Origin of the sequence: Bradyrhizobium jicamae (assembly GCF_018130695.1) — a bacterium.
In the GTDB taxonomy this organism is placed as follows: domain Bacteria; phylum Pseudomonadota; class Alphaproteobacteria; order Rhizobiales; family Xanthobacteraceae; genus Bradyrhizobium; species Bradyrhizobium jicamae_B.
In genome coordinates, this window is record NZ_JAFCJX010000032.1 from 76,089 (window position 1) to 99,835 (window position 23,747).

The following is a 23,747-nucleotide window of genomic DNA, read 5'->3' on the forward strand; positions in this document are numbered from 1 at the left end:
CGTCTCGCCAACCGTTCAGGAGCCACGCAGCAACTCGCTGATCACATTGAACTGGTTGTCGCGAAATTCGACCATATAGCCGTCCTTGATCGGGCGGTAGTCGGTCGGCGAGGTGTTGAGCTTGACGCCGGGCATCAGTAGCGGCAGCGCCACGTCCTTCAGATTGGCGGCCTGGGCCATGATGTTGTCGCGAGAGAGGTCGTTCTTGCACTGTTGCAGCACCACCACCAGTGCCTGCGCCACCATGTAGCCGTAGCCGGCGGCGAAATTGGCCGGGTCGACATTGGGCAGTCGCGCCTTCATGAAATCGCGATAGGCGATCATGTCGGCATCTTTGGAGTCCGCCACATAGGGCTTCAGCGATCCGACCGACATGATGCCGGTGGAGGCCTCGAGCCCAGCCGGCACCATCACGGTCTCCTTATTGGCGCAGCCGGAGGAGATGAAGCGCATCGGACGCCAGCCGGTCTCATAGGCCTTGCGCACCGCTTGCGCGCAGGCGCGCGGTGTCACGCTGTAGATCAGGAACACGTCGGCCTTGGTGTTGGCGAGCGTCAGGATCTGCGAATCCACCGTGGGATCGGCGACCTCGAAGCTCGTCGCCAGCGCAATCGCCTTGTCGGCGTCGGCGCCGAGCGCTTTTTTGACGCCGTTCAGGTAATCCTTTCCGGCGTCGTCGTTCTGATAGAGGATCGCAAACTTCGCATTGGGATTCTTCGACAGCGCGAAGCGCACCTCGATGCCGGCTTCCTCGATGTAGTTCGGCGCCCAGGGCAGCGCCATCAGCCAGTGCTGGTTCTGCGGATCGTTCCATTTCGAGGCCGAGCTGATCAGGAACAGGTGCGGCACCTTGGCGCCGTTGAGATATTTTGCGGTTGCCGAGCTCGGCGCGGTGCCCATGGTGCCGAACATGAAGGCGACATTGTCGTTCTCGACCAGCCGCCGCGTTGCCTCCACCGTCTTCGGCGGCGAGAAGCCATCGTCGAGCGAGATCATGTTGAGCTTGCGCCCGTTGACGCCGCCCTTCTCGTTCACGGAATCGAAATAGGCGGCAAAGGCCTTGCCGGTGACGCTGAGCGCGGAGGCCGGGCCTGAATACGGCATGATGTTGCCGAACTTGATCTCGGTGTCCGTGATCCCCGGCTGCTGCGCGGCCGCCGGCGTCGAGGCCGCGAGCGTCAACAGGGCAACGAAGGCAAGTCGGCGTGATCCGATCAAGGCAAGTCCTCCCGATTCAGATAGTTTTTGGAGGGATGCTAGCGCGGCCGAGGAACCGGTCTTGTGTTCAGATGCTGGCTGCGGCGCTCCGCCAACCGTGGCATGCTGGCGTTACCGCGTTGGCCGATTTCGACAGCGGCTTAACGCAAGTGGACCAGCGTCAAATCGGGGCAATTTCGATTCGCCTGAGGAGGATGCCATGCTGGAGCGCACGCGACCGCAAAACCCGTTCTACACCGCGGAGCATGAAGCCTTTCGCGACGTGATGCGGCGCTTTGTGATGAAGGAGATCGAGCCTCACGCCCATGAATGGGACGAGGCCGGCGAGTTTCCGCGCGAGCTCTATGTCAAGGCGGCCGAGATCGGGCTGCTGGGCCTCGGCTTCCCCGAGGAATATGGCGGGGTCGCCGCCGACCAGTTCATGAAGATCGTGGCCTCGCAGGAGCTGGCGCGCGCCGGTGCCGGCGGCGTCTCGTCGAGCCTGATGAGCCACACCATCGGCTCGCCACCGATCGCCCGCGCGGCGCGGCCGGAGGTGAAGGCGCGGGTGCTGCCGGAAGTGCTGTCGGGCCGGAAGATTTCCGCGCTCGCCATCACCGAGCCGAGCGGCGGCTCCGACGTGGCAAATCTGCGCACCAAGGCGCGGCGCGACGGCGATCATTACGTCGTCAGCGGCGAGAAGACGTTCATCACCTCCGGCGTGCGCGCCGATTATCTGACCGTTGCGGTGCGCACCGGCGGCGAGGGCGCGGGCGGTGTCAGCCTGCTCCTGATCGAGGGCAATACGCCGGGCTTGTCGCGGACGAAATTGAAGAAGATGGGCTGGTGGGCCTCCGACACCGCGACCCTGCATTTCGACGAATGCCGCGTGCCGGCCGAGAATCTGATCGGCGAGGAGGGCCAGGGCTTCAAGATCATCATGCACAATTTCAACAGCGAACGGATGGGCATGGCGGCGAGCTGCACCGCCTATGCCCGCGTCTGCGTCGAGGAGGCGATCGCCTACGCCAGGGAGCGCAAGACCTTCGGCAAGCCGATCGCACAGCACCAAGTGATCCGCCACAAGATCGTCGACATGGCGCAGAAGGTCGCGGCCTCGCAGGCGATGCTGGAAATGCTGGCGTGGCGGCTCGGCCAGGGCGAGAGCCCGGTCGCCGAGATCTGCATGATGAAGAACCAGGCGACGCAGACCATGGCGCATTGCGCCTCCGAAGCCGTGCAGATCTTCGGCGGCGCCGGATTCATGCGCGGCATCAAGGTCGAGCGGATCTACCGCGAGGTCAAGGTCAATGCGATCGGCGGCGGCACCGAGGAGATCATGAAGGATCTCGCGTCAAGGCAGATGGGATTGTGATGGTATTCCTCCCCCTGAAAGGGGGAGGGCAGGGTGGGGGTCAAGCCGCGAGTCCTACTGACAGTTTGACCCCCACCCGGCCCGCCCGGCGTTGCCGGGCGTGCCGACCTCCCCCTTTCAGGGGGAGGTGAGGAGAGAAGATGACGAGGAAAGAGAATGCTCTTCACGGCCGACCACGACGAACCGCGCCGCGCGCTGCAGAAATTCATAGCCGCCGAGATCAATCCCCATGTCGACGAATGGGAGAAGGCGGACATCTTTCCGGCGCATGAGCTGTTCAAGAAGCTCGGCGATCTCGGTTTCCTTGGCCTGAACAAGCCCGTCGAGTTCGGCGGCCAGGGTCTCGATTATTCCTACGCGCTGATGATGGCCGAGGAGCTCGGCGCCATCACCTGCGGCGGCGTGCCGATGGCGATCGGTGTGCAGACCGATATGGCGACACCGGCGCTGGCGCGGTTCGGCTCCGATGAGGTGCGACGCGAGTTTCTCGTGCCGGCAATCAGCGGCGATCAGGTCGCCTGCATCGGCGTCTCCGAGCCCGGTGCCGGCTCCGACGTCGCCTCGATCAAGACGAACGCCCGCTCCGACGGCGACGACTATGTCATCAACGGCGGCAAGATGTGGATCACCAACGGCACCCAGGCCGACTGGATCTGCCTGCTCGCCAACACCAGCGATGGCCAGGTCCATCGCAACAAGTCGCTGATCTGCGTGCCCATGAAGACCAGGGGTGTTCAAGTCGCGCGAAAACTCGACAAGCTCGGCATGCGCTCCTCCGACACCGCGCAGATCTTCTTCGACAATGTCCGCGTGCCCAAGCGCAACCGGATCGGCGAGGAGGGGCAAGGCTTCACCTACCAGATGATCCAGTTCCAGGAGGAGCGGCTGTGGGGCGCGGCCGCCTGCCTGAAGGCGCATGAATACATCATCAACGAGACCATCGAGTACACGCGCAACCGCAAGGCGTTTGGCGGCACGATCCTCGACAATCAGGTGGTGCATTTCAAGCTTGCGGAGATGCAGACCGAGGTGGAGCTGCTGCGCTCACTGATCTATCGTGCCGGCGAGGCGCTGGTTGCGGGCGAGGACGTGACGCGGCTTGCGACCATGGCGAAGCTGAAGGCCGGCCGACTCGGGCGTGAGCTCACCGATGCCTGCCTGCAATATTGGGGCGGCATGGGCTTTACCAACGAGACGCCGGTGAGCCGGGCCTATCGCGACAGCCGGCTGACCTCGATCGGCGGCGGCGCCGACGAGGTGATGCTGATGGTGTTGTGCAAGATGATGGGCATCTTGCCCGGACTCAAGAAGCAATAGGACTGCGCGCGTCGTACAAGCAGGGTGGATGTCGAGATGCTGTTTCAGGAAAGCCAGCGCGTCGTCGAGCTGAAGCACCGGCTTCAGTCGTTCATGGACCGCCACATCTATCCGAACGAGGCGCGTTACTATCGCGAGGCGGAAGAGCTTGGCCCGTGGAAGGTGTTTCCAGTGGTCGAGGAGCTGAAGCCGAAGGCGCAGCAGGAGGGGCTGTGGAATCTGTTCCTGCCCGAGAGCGAGCATGGTGCTGGCCTCAGCAATCTCGAATATGCTCCGCTCTGCGAGGTGATGGGCCGCTCGCATCTGGCGCCTGAAGTCTTCAACTGCTCGGCGCCCGACACCGGCAATATGGAGGTGCTGGCGCGCTACGCGACGCGCGAGCATCAGCAGCGCTGGCTGAAGCCGCTGCTGGCGGGCGAGATCCGCTCCTGCTTCGCCATGACCGAGCCGGCGGTCGCCTCCAGCGACGCCACCAACATCGAAAGCTCGATCGTGCGCGACGGCGATGACTACGTCATCAACGGCCGCAAATGGTACACCACCAACGCCACCGATCCGCGCTGCAAGATCTGCATCTTCATGGGCAAGACCGACCCTGACAATCCGGATCGGCATCGCCAGCAGTCGATGATCCTGGTGCCGATGGATACGCCTGGAATCACGGTGCTGCGGCCGCTGCCGGTGTTCGGCTTCTATGGCGTGCCGGATCGCGCCTCCGAAGTGGTATTCGCTGACGTCCGCGTTCCCGCGAGCAATATGCTGCTGGGCGAAGGCCGCGGCTTCGAGATCGCACAGGGCCGGCTCGGCCCCGGCCGCATCCATCACTGCATGCGGCTGGTCGGCCTTGCGGAGCGGACCCTGGAAAAGATGTGCGTGCGGACCCGCAGCCGAATTGCCTTCGGCAAGGCGGTGGCCGAGCAGACCGTGACGCAGGAGCGCATCGCCGAATCCCGTATCATGATCGAGCAGGCCCGCCTGCTGACGTTGAACGCGGCCTACATGATGGACACCGTCGGCAACAAGGTCGCGAAGGCTGAGATCGCGATGATCAAGGTCGCGGTGCCCAACATGGCCTGCCAGGTGATCGACTGGGCGATCCAGGCCCATGGCGGTGGCGGCACCGGCAATGATTTTGGCCTCGCTGCGGCCTATGCGACGGCGCGGCTGCTTCGTCTGGCCGACGGCCCGGACGAGGTTCATCGCAACCAGATCGCGCGCCTCGAGCTGCGCAAGCACAGCAACGGTTGAACAGGAAACGCCCGATGATCACGCTCTATCACTGCGATGCCGCGCGCTCGTTCCGTCCGCTCTGGATGCTGGAGGAGCTTGGGCTTCCTTACGAGCTCAAGATGCTGCCGTTCCCGCCGCGCGTCTTCGCCAAGGAGTATCTCGGCATCAATCCGCTCGGCACCATTCCGTTCATGGTCGATGGCGAGACGAAGATGACGGAGTCATCAGGCATCTGCCATTACCTCGGCACCAAATATGGCCCGACGCCGCTGATCGTCGGACCCGACGAGCCGGCCTACGGTACGTTCCTGAACTGGATGTATTTTTCCGATGCGACGCTGACCTTTCCGCAGACGCTGGTGCTCCGCTACACCCAGCTCGAGCCGGAGGAGCGTCGTAACCCGCAGGTCGCCGGCGACTATGCCAAGTGGTTCCTCGGCCGGCTGCGCGCGGTCGAGGCCGCGAGCGCGAATTCGGAATTCCTCTGCGCGGGACGCTTCACCGCCGCCGACATCGCCAATGGCTATGCGCTCCGGCTCGCCGGCAGCATCGGGCTCTCCAAGGACTTTGGGCCGAATGTGGCGGCTTATTGGGCACGGCTGCAGCAGCGCGACGGTTTTAGGCGCGCGGTCGCCGCGGAGCAAAAAGCCGGGGTAGAACAAAATGTTGCGCCGCGCGCGCGGCCCTGATCCGGTCGCGGCGATGTGTCCCGGAATTAACCGAAGCTGTCGGTGACAGGTCTTGAATTTGCGCTATGGTGTTCGCCGTCGCAGCGGCCCAAAGAGGTGCGCGCGCGGAGGAGCCTGCCGAGGAATCTGTCATGGATCATAAAGGCCTGGAATCCGGTCATCGCATGCTGATCACGCCGGAGCGGGTGTTCTACGCCGGCCTGCTTGGCCGCCCGCGCGAGCGTTGCCCCGGCGCCTGCCATGTCTATGTCGCGCTCCGCGACGGCCTGCATCTCTCCACCAGCGACGGCCGCCAGTCCCACGGCGAGATTGCTGTCACCATGCCGAACCAGCGCCACACCATCACCAGTGAATATCGCTCGGCGATCTGCGTCGCGATCGAGCCGGAGAGCGTGCCCGACGGCGTGCTGGAAGCGCTCGCCCGCCGGCTGCAGGGACCCGACGGAGTCGAGTTCGTCACCCGCATCCGTGCTGCGTACGCGACGCTCGCCGAGATGCAGCATCGCGATGCGATCTCCAATGCCGAATTCGACACCATGTGCTTCGGCGAAGCGCTGCCGCAGCGCGCGCTCGATCCGCGCGTGGTGCGCGCGATCGGCCGCATCGGAAAGATCTCCGGCGAGCCGCTGACCGCCGCCTGCTGCGCGGCGGAGGCCGGGCTGTCGCCGTCGCGTTTCCTGCATCTGTTCAAGGAAGAGACGGGAATCTCCTTCCGCTCGTTCCGCGCCTGGAAGCGCGCGCGGCATCTGCTGCACTTCGCCAACCAGGACATCAACCTCGCGCATCTCGCTCAGGATATCGGCTATCCCGACTCGACCCATTTCAGCCATTCGATCCGCCGCTTCTACGGCCTGAAGCCGCGCGCGATCTTCTCCGGCTCGCGCGATCTCGCGATCTATCGGGCTGGTGCGGTGACCACGGAGGCGGCTGCTTCGTAAGGAGCGCCGCAAACAGCCAGTCAACGCAAGATAGCGTGACGACAAATTTCACATCATGGGTCATCGAGACGCGAGGCATTGCGCGTCGCCAACAGGACCCGTTTGATGAGCAACAAGGCCGTCATCACCTGCGCGCTGAACGGCGTGCTGACCGATCCCAAGCAGCACAATGTGCCTGTCACGCCGGAGCAGATGGCGCGCGAGGCTAGGGCCGCCTTCAACGCCGGCGCCAGCATCATGCACATCCATCTGCGCCAGCAGGAGCCGAACAAGGGCCATCTGCCGTCCTGGGAGGTCAGCGTCAGCAAGGAGATCCAGCAGGCGATCCGCGAAGCCTGCCCGGGCGTGATCATCAACCACACCACGGGGACCTCTGGCCCGAACTATCAGGGCGCGCTGAACTGCGTGCGCGAAACCAAGCCCGAGATCGCCGCCTGCAATGCCGGCTCGCTGAATTATCTGAAGGTGAAGGCTGACAACACCTGGGCCTGGCCGCCGATGATGTTCGACAACGCGGTCGAGAAGGTGCAGGACTATCTCGATGTGATGAAGGTCGCCGGCACGATCCCTGAGTTCGAGTGCTTCGACGTCGGCATCGTCCGCTGTGTCGGCATGTACCGGCAGACCGGCATGTATTCCGGGCCGCTCGAATATAATTTCGTGATGGGCGTCGCCTCGGGCATGCCGGCCGATCCCGACTTGTTGCCGATCCTGTTGAAACTGAAGGTGCCGGAGGCGCATTGGCAGGTCACCGCAATCGGTCGCGCCGAGATCTGGCCCTTGCACCAGTGCGCCGCCGATCTCGGCGGGCACCTGCGCAGCGGGCTCGAGGACACTTTCTATCTCGGCGACGGCACCAAGGTGACGTCGAACGGGCAGCTTGTCGAAGCGTTGGCGACGTGCGCGCGGAATGCCGGACGCGAGATCGCGAGTCCAGCGGAGGCGCGGCAGATTTTTGGGGTCAGGCACTGAGCCTGCCGCATCGTCATTGCGAGCGCAGCGACTTGTCCGCCGAAGCCTTTGGCGAAGGCGGAAGCAATCCATGGGGCAGCATATGCGGAGCGATGAATTGCTTCGTCGCTCCGCTCCTCACGTGACGTAATAGGAGGACGCATGGACAACCTCGCAGCAACTGGCGGCGTGACCGGGCCGGGCCGCATCGGCCGGGTCGCGATCGGCGATCTCCTGAAGCGCGCGGCGCGGCGCTTTCCGGACCGCATCGCGCTGACCGACGGGGACCGCCGTGTCACCTTCACTGAGCTCGAGCGCGACGCCAACCGTTTTGCCAATCATCTGGTGCGGCGCGGACTGAAGCCGGGCGAGAAAATCTCGACCGTCTGCAACAACTCGGTCGAGTTCGTCAAAGCGCTGTTCGGCATCCATCGCGCCGGCCTCGTCTGGGTGCCGATCAACACCATGCTCGGACCATCAGACATGGACTACATCATCAGCCATGCCGAGGTTCGCTTTGCCATCATCGACGACAATCTGCATGGCCAGCCCGACCGCCGCGCCGCGCTGGAGGCGCGAGGGCTGCAGATGATCGCGATCGACCTCACCGGCAATATCGGAAAGACGGGTCTGCAAGACTTCAACGATCTGCTCCAGGGCCAGTCTGACGTCGAGCCGGAGATCGAGATCGGCGATCGCGATCTCGCGATGATCATCTATACATCAGGCACCACGTCTCGCCCGAAAGGCGCGATGCATTGCCATCTCGCCGTGGTCATGGCCGTGATGAGCAACTGCATCGAGATGCAGCTGTCGCGCGACGACGGGATCACCGGGCAATTCCCGCTGTTCCACTGCGCCGGGCATGTGCTGCTCTTGAGCTATCTCTCGGTCGGCGGCCGCATGGCGCTGATGCGCGGCTTCGATCCGATCGCCTGCATGGAGGCAATCGTGCGCGACAGGCTTACCGTGTTCGTCGGATTGTCGCTGATGTACCAGGCGATCCTCGATCATCCGCGCCGACGCGACTACGATCTGTCCGGCCTGCGCTGCTGCATCTACACCATGGCGCCGATGGGTAAGCCGCTGCTGGAACGCGCCATCGCCGATCTCTGCCCGAACTTCGTGCTCTCCAGCGGACAGACCGAGATGTATCCGGCGACCACGATGTCGCGGCCGGAGGTGCAGCTCAATCGGTTCGGCAATTACTGGGGCGAGTCGCTGATCGTTAACGAGACCGCGATCATGGACGACAACGGCAACCTGTTGCCGCGCGGCGAGATCGGCGAGCTCGTGCATCGCGGCCCGAACGTGATGATGGGCTATTACAAGGATCCCAAATCGACCGAGGAGGCCCGCAAATTCGGCTGGCACCACACCGGCGATCTCGCCGTCATCGACGAGACGGGCGAGGTGCTGTTCCTCGACCGCAAGAAGGACATGATCAAGTCCGGCGGCGAGAATGTTGCTTCCGTCAAGATCGAGGAGACGCTGCTGGCGCATCCGGCCGTGCAGAACGCTGCCGTGGTCGGCCTGCCGCATCCGCAGTGGGGCGAGGCGGTCTCCGCCTTCGTCAAGCTGAAGCCCGGCGCGATTGCGAACGAGGCCGGGATCGAGGCGCATTGCCGAAAACATCTCGGCGGCTTTCAGGTGCCAAAACTGGTGCGTATCGTCGAGGAGATGCCTATGACGGCGACCGGCAAGCTGCGCAAGGTCGAGCTGCGGCAGAAGTACAGTGCGTATTTTGCGGAGCGTGCGTAAGTGCCCATCATCGAGAACACGATTGCAACCGGCGGCGCGGCCTTCCAGGCCAATCGCGACGGCATGCTCGCGCTGATCGCGCGGGTCCGTGCACTGGAGGAGCGCACGCGCGCGGCCTCGGCTGCGGCCAAGGATCGCTTTCACAAGCGCGGACAATTGCTGCCGCGCGAGCGCGTCGCGCTGGTGCTCGATCCCGGCTCGCCGTTCCTGGAACTGTCGACGTTGACCGGCTACATGTTCGATGTACCGGATGCCGACAAGAGCGTGCCCGGCGGCGGTGTGATCGCCGGCATCGGCTTCGTCTCCGGCATCCGCTGCATGGTCAGCGCCAATGATGCCGGCATCGACGCCGGTGCGCTGCAGCCCTACGGCCTCGACAAGACGCTGCGGGTGCAGGAGCTCGCGCTGGAGAACAAGTTGCCCTATGTGCAGCTGGTCGAAAGCGCCGGCGCCAATCTGCTGCGCTACCGCGTCGAGGACTTTGTTCGCGGCGGCAACATCTTCCGCAATCTGGCGCGGCTGTCCGCGGCCGGGCTTCCCGTCGTTACCGTAACGCATGGTTCCTCGACGGCCGGCGGCGCCTATCAGACCGGCCTCTCCGATTACATCGTGATGGTGCGCGGCCGCACCCGCGCCTTCCTCGCCGGGCCGCCGCTGCTCAAAGCCGCGACCGGCGAGATCGCGACCGAGGAGGAGCTCGGCGGCGCCGAGATGCACACCGCGATCTCCGGCCTCGGCGACTACCTCGCCGAGGACGACCGCGACGCGCTGCGCATCGCGCGCGACATCATGGCCAAAATGCCCTGGGATCGTCAGCGGAAGGACGAGGCCTCGTTCAAGCCGCCGCGCTATGATGCGGAGGAATTGCTCGGCATCATGCCGATGGATCACAAGCGTCCCGTCGACATGCGGCAGGCGATCGCGCGCTTCATTGACGATTCCGACTTCACCGAGTTCAGTGCGAATTACGGTCCCGCGACCGTCTGCGGCCACGCCCGCATCGAGGGACAGGCGATCGGCATCATCACCAACAACGGCCCGCTCGACGTGCCCGGCGCCAACAAGGCGACGCATTTCATCCAGGCCTGCTGCCAGTCGAAGACACCGATCCTCTACATGAACAACACCACCGGCTACATGGTGGGCAAGGCCTATGAAGAGGCCGGCATGATCAAGCACGGCTCCAAGATGATCCAGGCCGTGACCTCGGCGACGGTGCCGCAGATCACGATCTATTGCGGCGCCTCGTTCGGCGCCGGCAATTACGGCATGTGCGGACGCGGCTTCCATCCGCGCTTCTGCTTCTCCTGGCCGAACGCCAAGACCGCCGTGATGGGAGGCGAGCAGGCCGCCGAGACCATGGCGATCGTCACCGAAGCCGCCGCGGCGCGGCGCGGCAAGCCGATCGAGAAGGAGAAGCTGGAGGCGATGAAGGCCCAGATCACGGGCGTGTTTGATGGCCAGATGGACGTGTTCTCGACCAGCGCGCGTGTGCTCGACGACGGCGTGATCGATCCGCGCGACACCCGCGCCGTTCTTTCGGAGGTGCTTTCGATCTGTCGTGAGGCCGGGGCACGCGAGCCCCAACGCATGCAGTTCTCGGTGGCGCGGCCATGAGCGGGGCAATTGTGAAGCGAACGCCGTTCTTCAAGATCCTGATCGCGAACCGCGGCGAGATCGCGCTGCGCATCATGCGCACCGCGCGCCGGCTCGGCTACGGCGTGGTCGCGGTCTATTCCGATGCCGATCGCGATGCGCTGCATGTCCGCGAGGCCGATCAGGCGGTGCGGATCGGCGAGCCGCTGCCGGCGCAGTCCTACCTGAACATCGCCGCGATCATCGCCGCGGCCAAGGCGAGCGGCGCCGGCGCGGTGCATCCGGGCTACGGTTTCCTCGCCGAGAACGAGGAGTTCGCGCAAGCTTGCCGCGACGCTGGGCTGGTCTTCATCGGCCCGTCGCCGGATGCAATCCGCGCCATGGGCAACAAGGCGGGCGCCAAGGACATCATGCAAAAGGCGGGCGTACCCTGCGTGCCCGGCTATCAGGGCGCCGACCAGGGCGATGCCGCGATGCTGGCGGAAGCAGGCAAGATCGGCTTTCCCGTGATGATCAAGGCCGTCGCCGGCGGCGGCGGACGCGGCATGCGGCTGGTCGTTGATGCCGCGGCATTCCCGGATGCGCTGCGTAGTGCGCGCTCGGAAGCGCAGGGCGCGTTCGGCGATGCGACCGTGATCCTCGAGCGCGCGATCGTCGATCCCCGCCACATCGAGATCCAGGTGTTCGGCGACCGCCACGGCAACGCCATCCATCTCGGCGAACGCGATTGCTCGGTGCAGCGGCGGCACCAGAAGCTGATCGAGGAGGCGCCATCGCCGGCGGTCTCTGCCGACCTGCGCGCACGGATGGGCGCGGTTGCGGTGCAGGCGGTGAAGGCGATTGGCTATGAGGGCGCCGGCACGCTGGAATTCCTGCTCGACCGCGACGGCAATTTCTACTTCATGGAGATGAATACCCGCCTGCAGGTCGAACATCCCGTCACCGAGGCGATCACGGGCCTGGATCTGGTCGAGCTGCAACTGCGCATTGCCGCCGGCGAGCCGCTGCCGCTTAAGCAGGACGACGTCAAATTCTCCGGCCACGCCATCGAGGTGCGGCTGTGCTCCGAAGACGCCCGCCATGATTTCATGCCGCAATCCGGCCGGATGGCGCTGTGGCAGATGCCGGAGACCGTTCGCGCCGAGCACGCGCTGCAGTCAGGCTCGGAGATCCCGCCGTTCTACGATTCGATGATCGCAAAGATCATCAGCCATGGCGCGACGCGCGACGAGGCGCGCGGAAAATTGATCTGCGGGCTGGAGCAGGTCGCCGCCTTCGGCGTCACCACCAACCAGGGGTTTCTGATCGACTGCCTGCGCCATCCCACCTTTGCGAAGGGCCAGGCGACCACGGCCTTCATCGGCCAGCACCGCGAGGCGTTGCTGGCGCCGCGTGCCGATCAGGACAGGGACATCGCGCTGGCGGCGCTGCTGCTCTACGTCACCAATCCCCACGCGCCGCCATGGCGGCGCGGACGATCGCTCGCCGCGACATTTCCGCTCGGACTGCGCATCGATCTCGGTCATGGCGTGCAGGAGATCGAGGTCGTTCGCGAGCGCGACGGTCGTTATGCCGTCGGCAATGGCGACCAGCATCGCTTCGAAATCGAGGACCTCGGCAGCGACGTGATCCGCTTCGGGAACAACGGACTGATGGATTCCGCGCGATACCTTCGTGACGGCGATCGGCTCTACATCCTGCATCGCGGCGTCACGCTGTCGGTCCGCGATCTCACGCTGGCGCCGCCGGAGAGCGCGGCGTCTGCGGGCGGTGACGGCAAAGTCCGCGCCGCCATGAACGGCCGTGTCGTCGCGCTGCTGGTGAAAGCCGGCGACAAGGTTTCGGCCGGTCAGCCGGTGATGACGCTGGAGGCGATGAAGATGGAGCATGTCCACACCGCCGGCGTCGCGGGCACGGTGGCGGCGATCGACGTTGTCGAGGGCGAGCAGGTGGCCATGGGGAAGATCGTGGTGGAGATCGAGGCAGCCGCATAACGGGATGCGTAGGGTGGGCAAAGGCGCGTAGCGCCGTGCCCACCATCAAGTGTCGTGCTCGTGATGGTGGGCACGCTTCGCTTTGCCCACCCTACGCACTGGTTATGTGGCCGACTGCCCGGTCCCCTCATTCAGCCAGCACGCCACCTGATGTTTGGCGCCGGCGTCTTTCAGCACCGGCCGGTCCACCTTGCACCGGTCCATCGCATAGCGGCAGCGCGTATGAAACGCGCAGCCTGATGGCGGGTTGATCGGGCTTGGCACATCGCCGTCGATCAATGGCGTCAGGCGCTTTGCCTTGGGATCGGCAACCGGCACCGAGGCCAGCAGCGCCTGCGTGTAGGGATGGCGCGGGTTGGCGAACAATGCGGCCTTGTCGGCGATCTCGACGATGCGGCCGAGATACATCACGGCGACGCGGTGGCTGATATGGGCGACGACGGCGAGATCGTGCGCGATGAACAGATAGGAGAAATTCTGCCTGCGCTGCAGGTCGATCAACAGATTGATCACCTGCGCCTGGATGGAGACGTCGAGCGCAGAGACTGGCTCGTCGCAGACGATCAGGCGCGGGCCGAGCGAGAGCGCGCGGGCGATGCAGATGCGCTGGCGCTGGCCGCCGGAGAATTGATGTGGAAAATTCTTCATCTGGTCGGCACGCAGGCCGACCTGCTGGAACAGTTCCGCGACGCGCTCCTGCTGCTTCGCGCCCGTCGCGAGCCCGTGCACGCTCAGGGGCTCGCCGACGATATCGCCGGCGGTCATGCGCGGGTTGAGCGACGCGAAGGGATCCTGGAACACGATCTGCATTGAGCGGCGATGCGGCCGCAGCGCCGTCTTGCTGAGCGATGCGATATCCTCGCCATCGAGCCTGATCGCGCCGCTGGTCGGCTCGACCAGCCGCAGCACGGTGCGCGCCACTGTCGACTTGCCGCAGCCGGATTCACCGACCAGGCCGAGCGTCTCGCCGGTGCCGAGCGCAAAGCTGACGCCGTCGACCGCATGCACGGTGCCGATCTGCCGACGCAGGATGCCGCCGCGCACCGCGTAGTGCTTGACGAGATCGGTAACCTCCAGAAGCGGGCGCTGCTCGCTCATACCGCCCCCGTCAGTTCGCCCGCGCGCCAGCAGGCGGCCCAATGGTTCGGCGTGACTTCCTCCAGCGGCGGATAGGCCTGGCGGCAGCGGTCGACTGCGAGCTTGCAGCGCGGCGCGAAAGCGCAGCCCGGCGGCAAGTTCGTCAGCGACGGCACCATGCCGGGAATCTCGGTCAGTCGCGCATCGCTCTGTGCGCCGAGCGCGATCACCGCCGGCATCGACGCCATTAACCCGCGCGTATAGGGATGGCGCGGATTCTCGAACAGCGCCTCGACCGTCGCTTCCTCAACCTTCTTGCCGGCATACATCACGATCACGCGCTGCGCGGTCTGGGCGACGACGCCGAGATCATGGGTGATCAGGATCAGTCCGGTGCCGAGTGTCTTCTGCAGATCGACGATCAGCGCCAGGATCTGCGCCTGGATCGTCACGTCGAGCGCGGTGGTCGGCTCGTCCGCGATCAGCAGTGCCGGCCGGCAGGCCAAGGCCATCGCGATCATCGCGCGCTGGCGCATGCCGCCGGAGAGCTGGTGCGGATATTCGCGCGCGCGGCGTTCCGGCTCGGGAATCCGCACCAGCCGCAGCATCTCGACCGCGCGCTGCCACGCCTCCTTGTTGGTCACCTTCTGGTGCAGCCGCACCGCCTCGATGATCTGGTCGCCGATCCGCATCACCGGATTGAGCGAGGTCATCGGCTCCTGGAAAATCATCGAGATGCGGTTGCCCCGGATGCCGCGCATCGCGGCGTCGTCGAGCGCGAGCAGGTCGGTGCCTTCGAGTATCACCGAGCCGCCGACGATGCGGCCGGGCGGATCAGGCACCAGGCGCATGATCGACAGCGCGCTGACGCTCTTGCCGCAGCCGGATTCCCCGACGATCGCCAGCGTCTCGCCGCGGCCGACCGAGAACGAGACGTCGTCGACCGCACGGAACAGACCCGAATTCGTGAAAAACACGGTCTGAAGGTTCTTTACATCGAGAACCATCTCGGTCGCTCGGGTCTCGCTCATCAGCCGCGCTGCCTCGGATCGAGGATGTCACGCAAGGCGTCGCCGAACAGATTGGTGCCGAATACGGCGAGGCTGATCGCAATGCCCGGGAAGATCACGAGCCACGGCGCGGTGCGGACATATTCGGCCGCCGACTCCGACAGCATGCGTCCCCAGGACGGATAGGGCTCGGGAATGCCGAGGCCGAGGAACGACAGTGATGCCTCGGTCAGGATGGTCGAACCGAGCTGGGCGGTGGCGAGCACGATCAGCGGTGCGATCGTGTTCGGCAGCACGTGGCGCAGTGCGATCCGGGTCTCGCTCATGCCGATCGATTTGGCGGCTTCAACGAACGGCTGCTCGCGCAGCGCCAGCGTGTTGGCGCGGATCACGCGCGCCACCGTCGGGATCAGCGGAATCGCGATTGCGATGATCACGTTCGGCAGCGACGGGCCGAGCGCGGCGGTCATCACCAGCGCAAGCACCAGGAGCGGCAGCGATTGCAGGATGTCGGTGATCCTCTGGAACACGAGGTCGACCCAGCCGGAGAGGTAACCGGAGGTCAGGCCAACGATGACGCCGAGCGTAGCACCGAGCGTGGTCGAGCCGATGCCGACCGCGAGCGAGATCCGCGCGCCGTGGATGATGCGGCTCCAGACGTCGCGACCGAAGGAATCGGTGCCGAACCAGTGCAGCGCCGAGGGCGGCGCCAGCCGATGCGCGGAATCGACGCTGAGCGGATCGTAGCGGCTGATCAGGTCGGCCGACAGCGCAGTCCAGACGAACAGCAGCATGATGACGAGGCCGACCGTGCCGAGCATGTAGCGCTGCGCCAGGAAGGCCAGCCGGCGCCAGCCGCCGGTGGCGTTGGCGCCGGCCTTGCGAAGTTCGCTGTCGAAATTGATCGTCGCCATCGGCTCAGTCTCCGAACCGAATGCGCGGATCGATCGCGGCGTAGAGCATGTCGACCGTGAAATTTACCACCACAACAACGACGGCGATGAACATCACGAGGTTCTGCACGATCGGATAGTCGCGCCAGCGCAGCGCCTCGACCAGGAAGCGGGCGATGCCGGGGATGTTGAACACGGTCTCGGTGACGATGAGGCCGCCGATCAGGAACGCCGCCTCGATGCCGATCACGGTGATCACGGGCAGCACCGCGTTCTTCAAGGCGTGGTGATAGTTCACCGACGCCTCGGAGGCGCCCTTGGCGCGCGCGGTGCGGATGTAGTCCTGCCGCAATATCTCCAGCATCGAGGAGCGGGTGATGCGCATGGTCAGCGCCGCGCTGCGGAAGCCGACCGCCATCGCCGGCACGGCATAGATCGACAGCGCCTCGAGCCAGGTCCGCGGGTTCGGATTGTAGATCGGCATGGTGCCGAACATCGACACCGATGCCATCAGGATCAAAAGCCCGAGCCAGAATGACGGCAGCGACAAGCCGCTGAGGCTGACGACGCGCAGCGCATAATCCAGCCGCGAGCCCTGATGCACGGCGCTGATCACGCCTAAGGGAATGCCGATCGAGGCGGAGAACAGCAGCGCCAGCCCTGCGAGCCGCGCCGTGATCGGAATCCGCGGCAGGATCTCCTCCAGCGCCGGCTTCTCCGAGACGTAGGAATAGCCGAGATCGCCGCGCAGCAGGCCGCCGATCCAGTGCAGATACTGGAGCACGATCGGCTGGCTCAGCCCGAGCTCCTTCTCCAGATTGGCCTTGTCGGCGGGATCGACGAAGCCGGCCGCATCAAAGAGGATGTCGACGATGTTGCCGGGCACGACGCGCAGCAGCACGAAGATGATGACCGAGATCCCGAACAGGGTCACCAGCATCAGGAACAGCCGCCGCACGATATAGGCAAACACCCTGGCTCTCTCCCTGATGCGGCGTCGGCTGGTTTACTAATCTATTTTTTGACGCGTTTCTTCACGCGAACCGGTGTCCACTTCGCTCGAAAACGCTATTTATCCAGCCAGACGTCTTCGTAACGATAGCCGTTATAGGAGCTGTTGGACATCACCGTGATGTTCTTGACATAGGGTTGCCAGCAGGTGCCGGTGCGGCCGTGGAAGATGATGGGACGCGCGACGTCCTCCTGCAGCTTCTTGTCGATCTCCCAGACCAGCTTCTTGCGCTTGTTGAGATCGGTTTCCTCGGATTGCTGATCGAACAGCTTCTCGATGTCCTTGTTGCAATAGTTGGTGTAGTTGCGCTCCGAGCCGCAGGCATAGTTCTCGTAGAAGGACTGGTCGGGATCGTCGACCGCATTGCCGGTCAGATTGAGCCCGAGCGTATAGTCCTTGCGGGCGACCTTCGGAAACCACTGCGCGGTGTCGACGACGTCGAGCTCGGCGTCGATATAGATGCTCTTGAGCTGGTCGATCAGGATGATGGCGGGATCGCGGTAGACGGCGATGTTGCGGGTGGAGACCTTGATCGCGAGATGCTTGTCGGGGCCAAAGCCCGCCTTCTGCATCAGCTTGCGCGCCTCCTCGCGGTTGGCGTTCACGTCGGGGCCGTAGCCGGGAATGGATTCCAGCATCTCCTTGGGCATCGCCCACTGTCCCGCCGGCGCCGGCTCCATCGTGCCGCCGATATCGCCCTGGCCCTCGAACATGATCTGGATGAACGCCTTGCGGTCGAGCGCCAGCGCCAGCGCGCGGCGGACGTCGAGATTGTCGAACGGCGCTGCCGACGAGTTGACGATGATGTTGGTGGAGACGTTGTTCGGCTCCACCACGCAGATCGCCTTGGGATCCTGCGATTTGACGTCCTTGAGCAGCGGGATCGACACTTCGGTCGGGAAGGTCATGTCGAACTTGCCGGAGACGAAGCCGAGGATCGCGGTCGAGCGGTTCGGGATGATGGTGAACTCGATGCCGTCGAGATAGGGCAGGCCCTTCTTGAAGTAATCCGGGTTCTTGACGAGCTTGATCGACTCGTTGGCCTTGAACTCGACGAATTTGAACGGCCCTGTGCCGACCGGCTTGGTGCGCATCTCCGCCGGCGAGACGTGGCAGGGATAGACCGGCGTGTAGCCCGACGCGAGCAGCGACAGCAGCGCGGGCTGCGGGCGCTTCAGGTTGAACGAGGCCTCATAGTCGCCGTTGACGGTGACGTCGTTGACCTGGTCGTACCAGCTCTTGCGCGGGTTCTGCCGGAATTTCTGCTGCGACTTGCCCATCAGCATGTCGAAGGTGCATTTGACGTCGGCCGACGTGAACGGCTTGCCGTCGTGCCACTTCACGTCCTTGCGCAGCTTGAAGGTCAGCGTCTTGTTGTCGGCGCTCCAGGCCCAGCTTTCGGCAAGCTCAGGCCGGATCGTGTCGGTGCTGTTTTGCGCGATGTGCTGATCGAAGATCACGAGGTTGCTGAAGATCGGCATGAACGGCACGTTCAGCGAGTAGGTCGCGCCTTCGTGGATCGAGGCGCTGCCGGGGCTGTCGCGGTGGTAGATCCGGAAGATGCCGCCGGACTTCCCTTCACCCGCCGCCGACGCATCGCCGATTGCCAGCACAGACAACAGCACGACGGCCAGCGCTTGCACGCTCCGCATGGTCCCCTCCACGATGTTCGGTCTCGATGGCCGATTGGCATCGACGATACCACGGGGAGAGGTGCGGGCAACCCGCGCGGCCCGCGCGGGGATTGGCAATAAGGATGACTTGCGCCGCAAGACTTTCCACATCGTGGGAATATGCGCGGAACTCGCGATGGCTGGAACGACTGATGGCACTGCGACAGAATGACCTCGTTTACTCCGCCGCCTGCGACGAGGGCGGTGCCACGGTCCCGACGCCATCGGCCTCCGTTGCCGAGATCGTGGTGCGGATCATCAGGCGGCCCTCATGCGCGGGCCAGGGGCGGCCGCGATGCATGGTGGCGCGGTTGTCCCACATCACGACGTCGCCCTGCTTCCATTGATGCAGATAGCTGACGCCGGGCGCGGTCGCCGCGGCAGTCAGCTCCTCGATCAGTGCCGTGCCATCGGCGGCATCCATGCCCTCGACGCCATAGGCGTGGGAGGCCAGATAGATCGCGCCGCGGCCATTGACGGGATTGCGCCACACCATGCGCCAGCACACCGGCGGCAGCGCGTCGACTTCCGCCGATGTCGCCAGGCCCGCGGCAACCTTGCTGCGCGAATGCGCGTAGGAGTGCCAGGCAAAGGAATTTTCCAGCCGCTGCTGCTGCGCCTTGTCGAGCCGCTCGAACGCCAGCCGCATCGAGACGAACTCGGTCTCGCCGCCATGCTCGGGAATGATCCGCGCCGACAGGATCGAGGTCAGCGCCGGCACGCGCTTGAAGGACGAATCGGTGTGCCAGAGCTGGTTGGCCTTGGCGCGCATCGATTGCCGGTGATCGGCTGCCACCACCTTGCCGTCGGGGCCGAAGGTCGAGAGGATCACGAAATGCGAGCCGGTGCCCATCGAGCCGACTTTTGTGACTTCCGGTGGACCAAAGCGACGTGAGAATGCGAGCTGGATGTCGTCGGTGACATCCTGGCCGCGAAACACGAGCACCGAGTGTTCCTCGAACGCCGCCCGCACCGCCGTATAGGCCGCGTCGTCATTGGCGACGTCGCTCAGCGTCACGCCGCGCAACTCCGCGCCGAAACCCAGACCCAGCGGGATCACGTCCATCTGATATCCTCCCTGATTTTCTTCTTGTTGCTGCTAACCCATCGCGATCAGATTCTGTCGCTGCTTGTGGCTGGCCGCTTCGATGCGATGCGTGACCAGCGCGAATACGGCCCAGCTGGCGTGGAACGCCACGCCGGCGAGCACGACCATCGTGCCGGGAATCGGGCCGATCGCGGCGCGCTCCCACACCTCCGACAGCTGGATGAGCGGCAGCGGATGGATCGCGAGCTTGCCGTAATAGGCGATGGCCTGGATCGCGAAGATCCAGCCATAGGTGCGCCGCAGCCTCCGCCCGATCGCGCGCGCATAGCTGATGTGGTAGCGCGGGTGGCGGTAGTCATCGGCCAGCAGTTCGGTCCAGCCCGAATCCAGCGCGAGATCTTCGCCCCGGATCATGGGCGCGTAGAAATCGGTCTCGAGCAGGCGGGCCCGGGCGCGCCAGACATTGAAGTAGCGGTAGCGGCGGGCCTCGAACAGCAGGAACACGGTCACCAGCAGGCCGACCAGCACCATCGGCAGGGGCGAGGCGACCGCGCTGCTGTAGGTCGCCGAGAGCGCGATGCCCGTGGTGACGACCGCCCAGTTGGTGGAGCTGTCGAGGCGCGTGCGCCAGACAGTGCTGCGGTACACCTCGCCGCGGTAGAGATGGGCGATCGCGCCGATCTCTGCAGCGGTGAATTCGAGCCTTCGGGCCGCCTGCGGCGTCGGCTCGCGCGGTTGGGATGATGGCATGACATGCCTCCCGGCGAAGTTGGCTGACAATTCGCTACTATAGGCACGCCCACCCGCACGAGGCGAGTCCAGCACAAGTTGCATCACACGATCCGCGAGGTCTTGTTGCCCCAGTAGCGGTCGCGCAGCAGGCGCTTGTAGAGCTTTCCGGTCGGCAGCCGTGGCAGCTCGGCCTCGAAGTCGACCGAGCGCGGCACCTTCTGGCGCGACAGCGATGTCGCGCAGAACGCCATCAGCTCCTCGGCCAGCTCAGGCCCCGGTGCGATGCCGTCGACCGGTTGCACCACCGCCTTCACCTCCTCGCCGAGGTCGACATTGGGCACGCCGAACACCGCGGCGTCGGCGACCTTGGGATGGGTGATCAGCAAATTCTCGCATTCCTGCGGATAGATGTTCACGCCGCCCGAGATGATCATGAAGGTGGCGCGGTCGGTGAGATAGAGGAAGTTGTCGTCGTCGACATAGCCGACGTCGCCGACCGTGCTCATGCTGCCGTCGGCCGAGCGCGCCTCCCTGGTCTTGGCGGGATCGTTGAAATATTCAAACGGCGAACCGGTCTTGAACCACACAGTGCCGGGCGTGCCCTTCGGCGCCGGCTGCATGTTCTCGTCGAGGATATGCAGATCGCCGAGCAGCACCTTGCCGACGGTGCCGCGATGCGCCAGCCATTCCTGGCTGTCGCAAGCGGTGAAGCCGAGGCCTTCGGTGGCGCCGTAATATTCGTGGATGATCGGGCCCCACCATTTGATCATGTCGTCCTTCACCAGCGCCGGGCAGGGCGCCGCGGCATGGATCGCGATCTCCAGCGACGACAGATCGTAGCGGTTGCGGACTGCTTCGGGCAGCTTCAGCATCCGCGAGAACATCGTTGGCACCAGCTGGGTATGCGTGACGCCCCACCTCTCGACCAGCTCGAGATAACGCTCGGGATCAAAGCTCTCCATGATGATGGCGGTGCCGCCCATCCGGATGGTGAGATTGACCGCGGCTTGCGGCGCCGAATGATAGAGCGGGGCCGGCGAGAGATAGACCATGCCCTCGCGGTATTTCCAGATTCCGATCAGGAAATCGAACAGCGGCAGGTTCTGCACCGGCGGCTGCTCCGGCAGCGGGCGCAGGATGCCTTTGGGACGGCCGGTGGTGCCGGACGAATACAGCATCGCGGTCCCCAGTGCTTCGTCCGCGATCGGCGTCGACGGTAACCCTGAAGTCGCATCCTGCAGGCTGACGATGCGCTCGCTTTCGGTCGCGCCGTCGACGACGACGCAGAGCGCGACGTTGGGGCATTCCTTCAGCGCCTCGCGCGCGATGTCGAGCTTCGCCTTCGAGGTGATCAGGATGCGCGACTGGCTATTGGTCAGGAGATAGGCGAGCTCGCCCGGAGTGAGGAAGGAGTTGATGCAGGTGAAATAGAGGCCCGAGCGCTCGCCGGCGCCGCAGGCCTCGAGGTAGCGGTTGTTGTTCTCCATGAAGATCGAATAGTGATCGAGCCGCTGCAGGCCGCGCTTGCGGAACAGATGCGCCAGGCGGTTGCTGCGCGCGTCGAGCTCGCGATAGGTGACGATCTCGCCGGTCGACGCCATGATGAAGGCGGGTTGCAGCGGACGCAGGTAAGCATGCTTGCCGGGATACATCTATTTCCACTTCCTCACTATGCAGCCATATCGAGAATTTCGCGGATCTGCTCCGGCCCATCGATCTTGCGCGGATTGCGCGGCACCCAGGGCGTACGCATCGACTGCGCGGCGATGCGGTCGAAATGCTCCGCTCCCACCTGCACCGCCCTGAGGCTGCGCGGCATGCCGAGATCACGAATGAATTGATCGAGCACATCACCGGCATCCTGGCCGGAATGACCCATCGCGGCTGCGACCAGCGCCTGCCGGTCGGCATTGTCGCGTTTGTTCCAGCGCATCACCGCGGGCAGCATCACGCAGGACGTGTAGCCGTGCGGCACGCCGAACTCGGCGCCGAGCACATAACCGATGCCGTGGCTCGCGCCCATCGGCACGCCCGAGGCCAATGGTCCGGTCGAGAGCCAGGTGCCGATCTGGCAATCCATCCGCGCGGAAATATCCTTCGGGTCAGCCTTCACCCGCGGCAGGCCCTGCGCCAGCATTTCCAGCCCCTTCAGCGCCTGTGCATCGCCGTAGGGATGCGCCTCGCGCGAGCAGATGCCTTCGACGCAATGGTCGACGGCGCGGATGCCGGTGGAGAGGAACAGCCATTCCGGCGTGTGGACGGATAGCTCGGGGTCGAGGATGGTGGCGCGCGGCATCACCAGCGGATGGCGCAGCATCTCCTTCTGCTTCTTTGCTTCATTGGTGACCCCGGCGATCGAGGAAAACTCGCCGCCGGCGATCGTGGTCGGCACGCTGATCTGGCGCACGGTCGGCGGCTTCATCTCGGGCGAGACGCCGCCATGGGTGCGGATCCGCTCGATGCCGTCGGTCGTGGTGACGTCGTTGGCGAGGCAAAGCTGCACCGCCTTGGCGCCGTCGGTGATCGAGCCGCCACCGATGGTGACGATCAGGTCGGCCCTGGCGTTGCGCGCCTGTGCGGTCGCGGCGATCACGGCGGCGCGTGGGGTATGGGCGGGCATCTGGTCGAACGTGCCGACGCAGCGGGCGCCAAGCGCGCGGCGCACCTTCTCGATCTCGTCAGTGCTGCGGTTCAGAGTTCCCGACACCATCAGGAACGCACGCTGGGCGCCAAGGCGGTCCAGTTGCTCGACCACCGCTTCCGTTGCAGGCCGCCCGAACACGACTTCGTCCATGGCGCCAAATACGACACGGCCCTTGTGCACGCTTTTGTCCTCCCGGGACATCTTGCTTGGTCTCTTGAGCCGGTTGCCGGCCTTGTTGGGCGGCAGGTTAGCGGAGGAATTTCGAGGCGTCATCAGCCTTTGCCGGCCTCATAATTCAGTGTCATCACCCGCGCATGCGGGTGATCCAGTATTCCAGAGACGCTTGCGATGGAATCGATGGGTCTCGGCGTACTGGGTCGCCCGGTCCCGTCTACGCCAAGGCTTCGACGAGGCTTGCGCTCGCAGGCGCGCCGTAGCTTCAGCGGAGGCGGCGAGCCGGGCGATGACAGTGGAGTGTGAGGACATAGCTTCGCATTCTCGCGACATGATTTGTCCGAGTTTTCCATGTCGTTCCGCCCTCGCTCTGTAGCGAGGGCGCAGGGAAGACCGGGTGCGCGCCGCACCCGCGGTCCCGTGCGCCATGTGCACA

At 64.8% G+C, this 23,747-nt stretch carries 19 protein-coding genes; 9 read left to right on the top strand and 10 right to left on the bottom strand.

Going from position 1 to position 23,747, the window contains the following annotated elements:
- Positions 1-15 precede the first annotated feature (15 nt).
- Entirely contained in the window at positions 16-1,215 is a 1,200-nt protein-coding gene (locus tag JQ604_RS34100) for an ABC transporter substrate-binding protein (RefSeq protein ID WP_349631179.1), read from the bottom strand.
- A gap of 202 nt (positions 1,216-1,417) precedes the next feature.
- On the opposite strand from JQ604_RS34100, the gene JQ604_RS34105 reads away from it, so the two are divergent.
- From JQ604_RS34105 to JQ604_RS34145, 9 genes are all read left to right on the top strand, one after another.
- On the top strand, positions 1,418-2,572 hold the full coding sequence (locus JQ604_RS34105; RefSeq protein ID WP_212365107.1) for an acyl-CoA dehydrogenase family protein: 1,155 nt from the start codon (positions 1,418-1,420) through the stop codon (positions 2,570-2,572).
- 156 nt (positions 2,573-2,728) lie between these two features.
- Positions 2,729-3,889, top strand: coding sequence for an acyl-CoA dehydrogenase family protein (locus tag JQ604_RS34110; RefSeq protein WP_212365108.1), 1,161 nt, complete (start codon positions 2,729-2,731; stop codon positions 3,887-3,889).
- Positions 3,890-3,925: 36 nt separating this feature from the next.
- Entirely contained in the window at positions 3,926-5,137 is a 1,212-nt protein-coding gene (locus tag JQ604_RS34115; protein ID WP_212365109.1) for an acyl-CoA dehydrogenase family protein, read from the top strand.
- 14 nt (positions 5,138-5,151) lie between these two features.
- Positions 5,152-5,808, top strand: a complete 657-nt coding sequence (locus JQ604_RS34120; protein WP_212365110.1) for a glutathione S-transferase family protein — start codon at positions 5,152-5,154, stop codon at positions 5,806-5,808.
- A 131-nt stretch (positions 5,809-5,939) separates the two neighbouring features.
- Positions 5,940-6,746 carry a helix-turn-helix domain-containing protein gene (locus JQ604_RS34125; protein WP_212365111.1) on the top strand — a complete coding sequence of 269 codons (807 nt, stop codon included), beginning with the start codon at positions 5,940-5,942 and terminating at the stop codon, positions 6,744-6,746.
- A gap of 105 nt (positions 6,747-6,851) precedes the next feature.
- Complete coding sequence (locus JQ604_RS34130) at positions 6,852-7,718, top strand: 3-keto-5-aminohexanoate cleavage protein (protein ID WP_212365112.1); 867 nt, start codon at positions 6,852-6,854, stop codon at positions 7,716-7,718.
- A gap of 141 nt (positions 7,719-7,859) precedes the next feature.
- Positions 7,860-9,458, top strand: coding sequence for an AMP-binding protein (locus JQ604_RS34135; protein ID WP_212365113.1), 1,599 nt, complete (start codon positions 7,860-7,862; stop codon positions 9,456-9,458).
- On the top strand, positions 9,459-11,075 hold the full coding sequence (locus JQ604_RS34140; protein ID WP_212365114.1) for an acyl-CoA carboxylase subunit beta: 1,617 nt from the start codon (positions 9,459-9,461) through the stop codon (positions 11,073-11,075).
- Positions 11,072-13,048: an acetyl/propionyl/methylcrotonyl-CoA carboxylase subunit alpha gene (locus JQ604_RS34145; RefSeq protein ID WP_212365115.1), complete on the top strand. Its 1,977-nt coding sequence runs from the start codon at positions 11,072-11,074 to the stop codon at positions 13,046-13,048. The genes JQ604_RS34140 and JQ604_RS34145 overlap by 4 nt, the downstream gene beginning before the upstream one ends.
- A gap of 102 nt (positions 13,049-13,150) precedes the next feature.
- On the opposite strand, the gene JQ604_RS34150 is transcribed toward JQ604_RS34145, so the two are convergent.
- From JQ604_RS34150 to JQ604_RS34190, 9 genes are all read right to left on the bottom strand, one after another.
- A complete protein-coding gene (locus tag JQ604_RS34150; protein ID WP_212365116.1) occupies positions 13,151-14,146 on the bottom strand; it encodes an ABC transporter ATP-binding protein in 996 nt (331 codons plus the stop codon).
- Positions 14,143-15,156, bottom strand: coding sequence for an ABC transporter ATP-binding protein (locus JQ604_RS34155; protein ID WP_212365117.1), 1,014 nt, complete (start codon positions 15,154-15,156; stop codon positions 14,143-14,145). Before JQ604_RS34155 ends, JQ604_RS34150 begins: the two co-directional genes overlap by 4 nt.
- Positions 15,156-16,049 (bottom strand): ABC transporter permease, encoded by an 894-nt coding sequence (locus tag JQ604_RS34160; RefSeq protein ID WP_212365118.1) that lies wholly within the window; start codon positions 16,047-16,049, stop codon positions 15,156-15,158. Before JQ604_RS34160 ends, JQ604_RS34155 begins: the two co-directional genes overlap by 1 nt.
- Positions 16,050-16,053: 4 nt before the next feature.
- On the bottom strand, positions 16,054-17,001 hold the full coding sequence (locus JQ604_RS34165; protein ID WP_212365119.1) for an ABC transporter permease: 948 nt from the start codon (positions 16,999-17,001) through the stop codon (positions 16,054-16,056).
- A 95-nt stretch (positions 17,002-17,096) separates the two neighbouring features.
- Positions 17,097-18,692: an ABC transporter substrate-binding protein gene (locus tag JQ604_RS34170; protein WP_212365120.1), complete on the bottom strand. Its 1,596-nt coding sequence runs from the start codon at positions 18,690-18,692 to the stop codon at positions 17,097-17,099.
- Between the two features lie 199 nt (positions 18,693-18,891).
- On the bottom strand, positions 18,892-19,779 hold the full coding sequence (locus tag JQ604_RS34175; protein WP_212365121.1) for a TauD/TfdA dioxygenase family protein: 888 nt from the start codon (positions 19,777-19,779) through the stop codon (positions 18,892-18,894).
- A gap of 33 nt (positions 19,780-19,812) precedes the next feature.
- On the bottom strand, positions 19,813-20,511 hold the full coding sequence (locus JQ604_RS34180; RefSeq protein ID WP_212365122.1) for a DUF2270 domain-containing protein: 699 nt from the start codon (positions 20,509-20,511) through the stop codon (positions 19,813-19,815).
- 83 nt (positions 20,512-20,594) lie between these two features.
- On the bottom strand, positions 20,595-22,145 hold the full coding sequence (locus JQ604_RS34185; RefSeq protein WP_212365123.1) for an AMP-binding protein: 1,551 nt from the start codon (positions 22,143-22,145) through the stop codon (positions 20,595-20,597).
- Between the two features lie 17 nt (positions 22,146-22,162).
- On the bottom strand, positions 22,163-23,317 hold the full coding sequence (locus tag JQ604_RS34190; protein WP_212365130.1) for an iron-containing alcohol dehydrogenase: 1,155 nt from the start codon (positions 23,315-23,317) through the stop codon (positions 22,163-22,165).
- Positions 23,318-23,747: the final 430 nt, after the last annotated feature.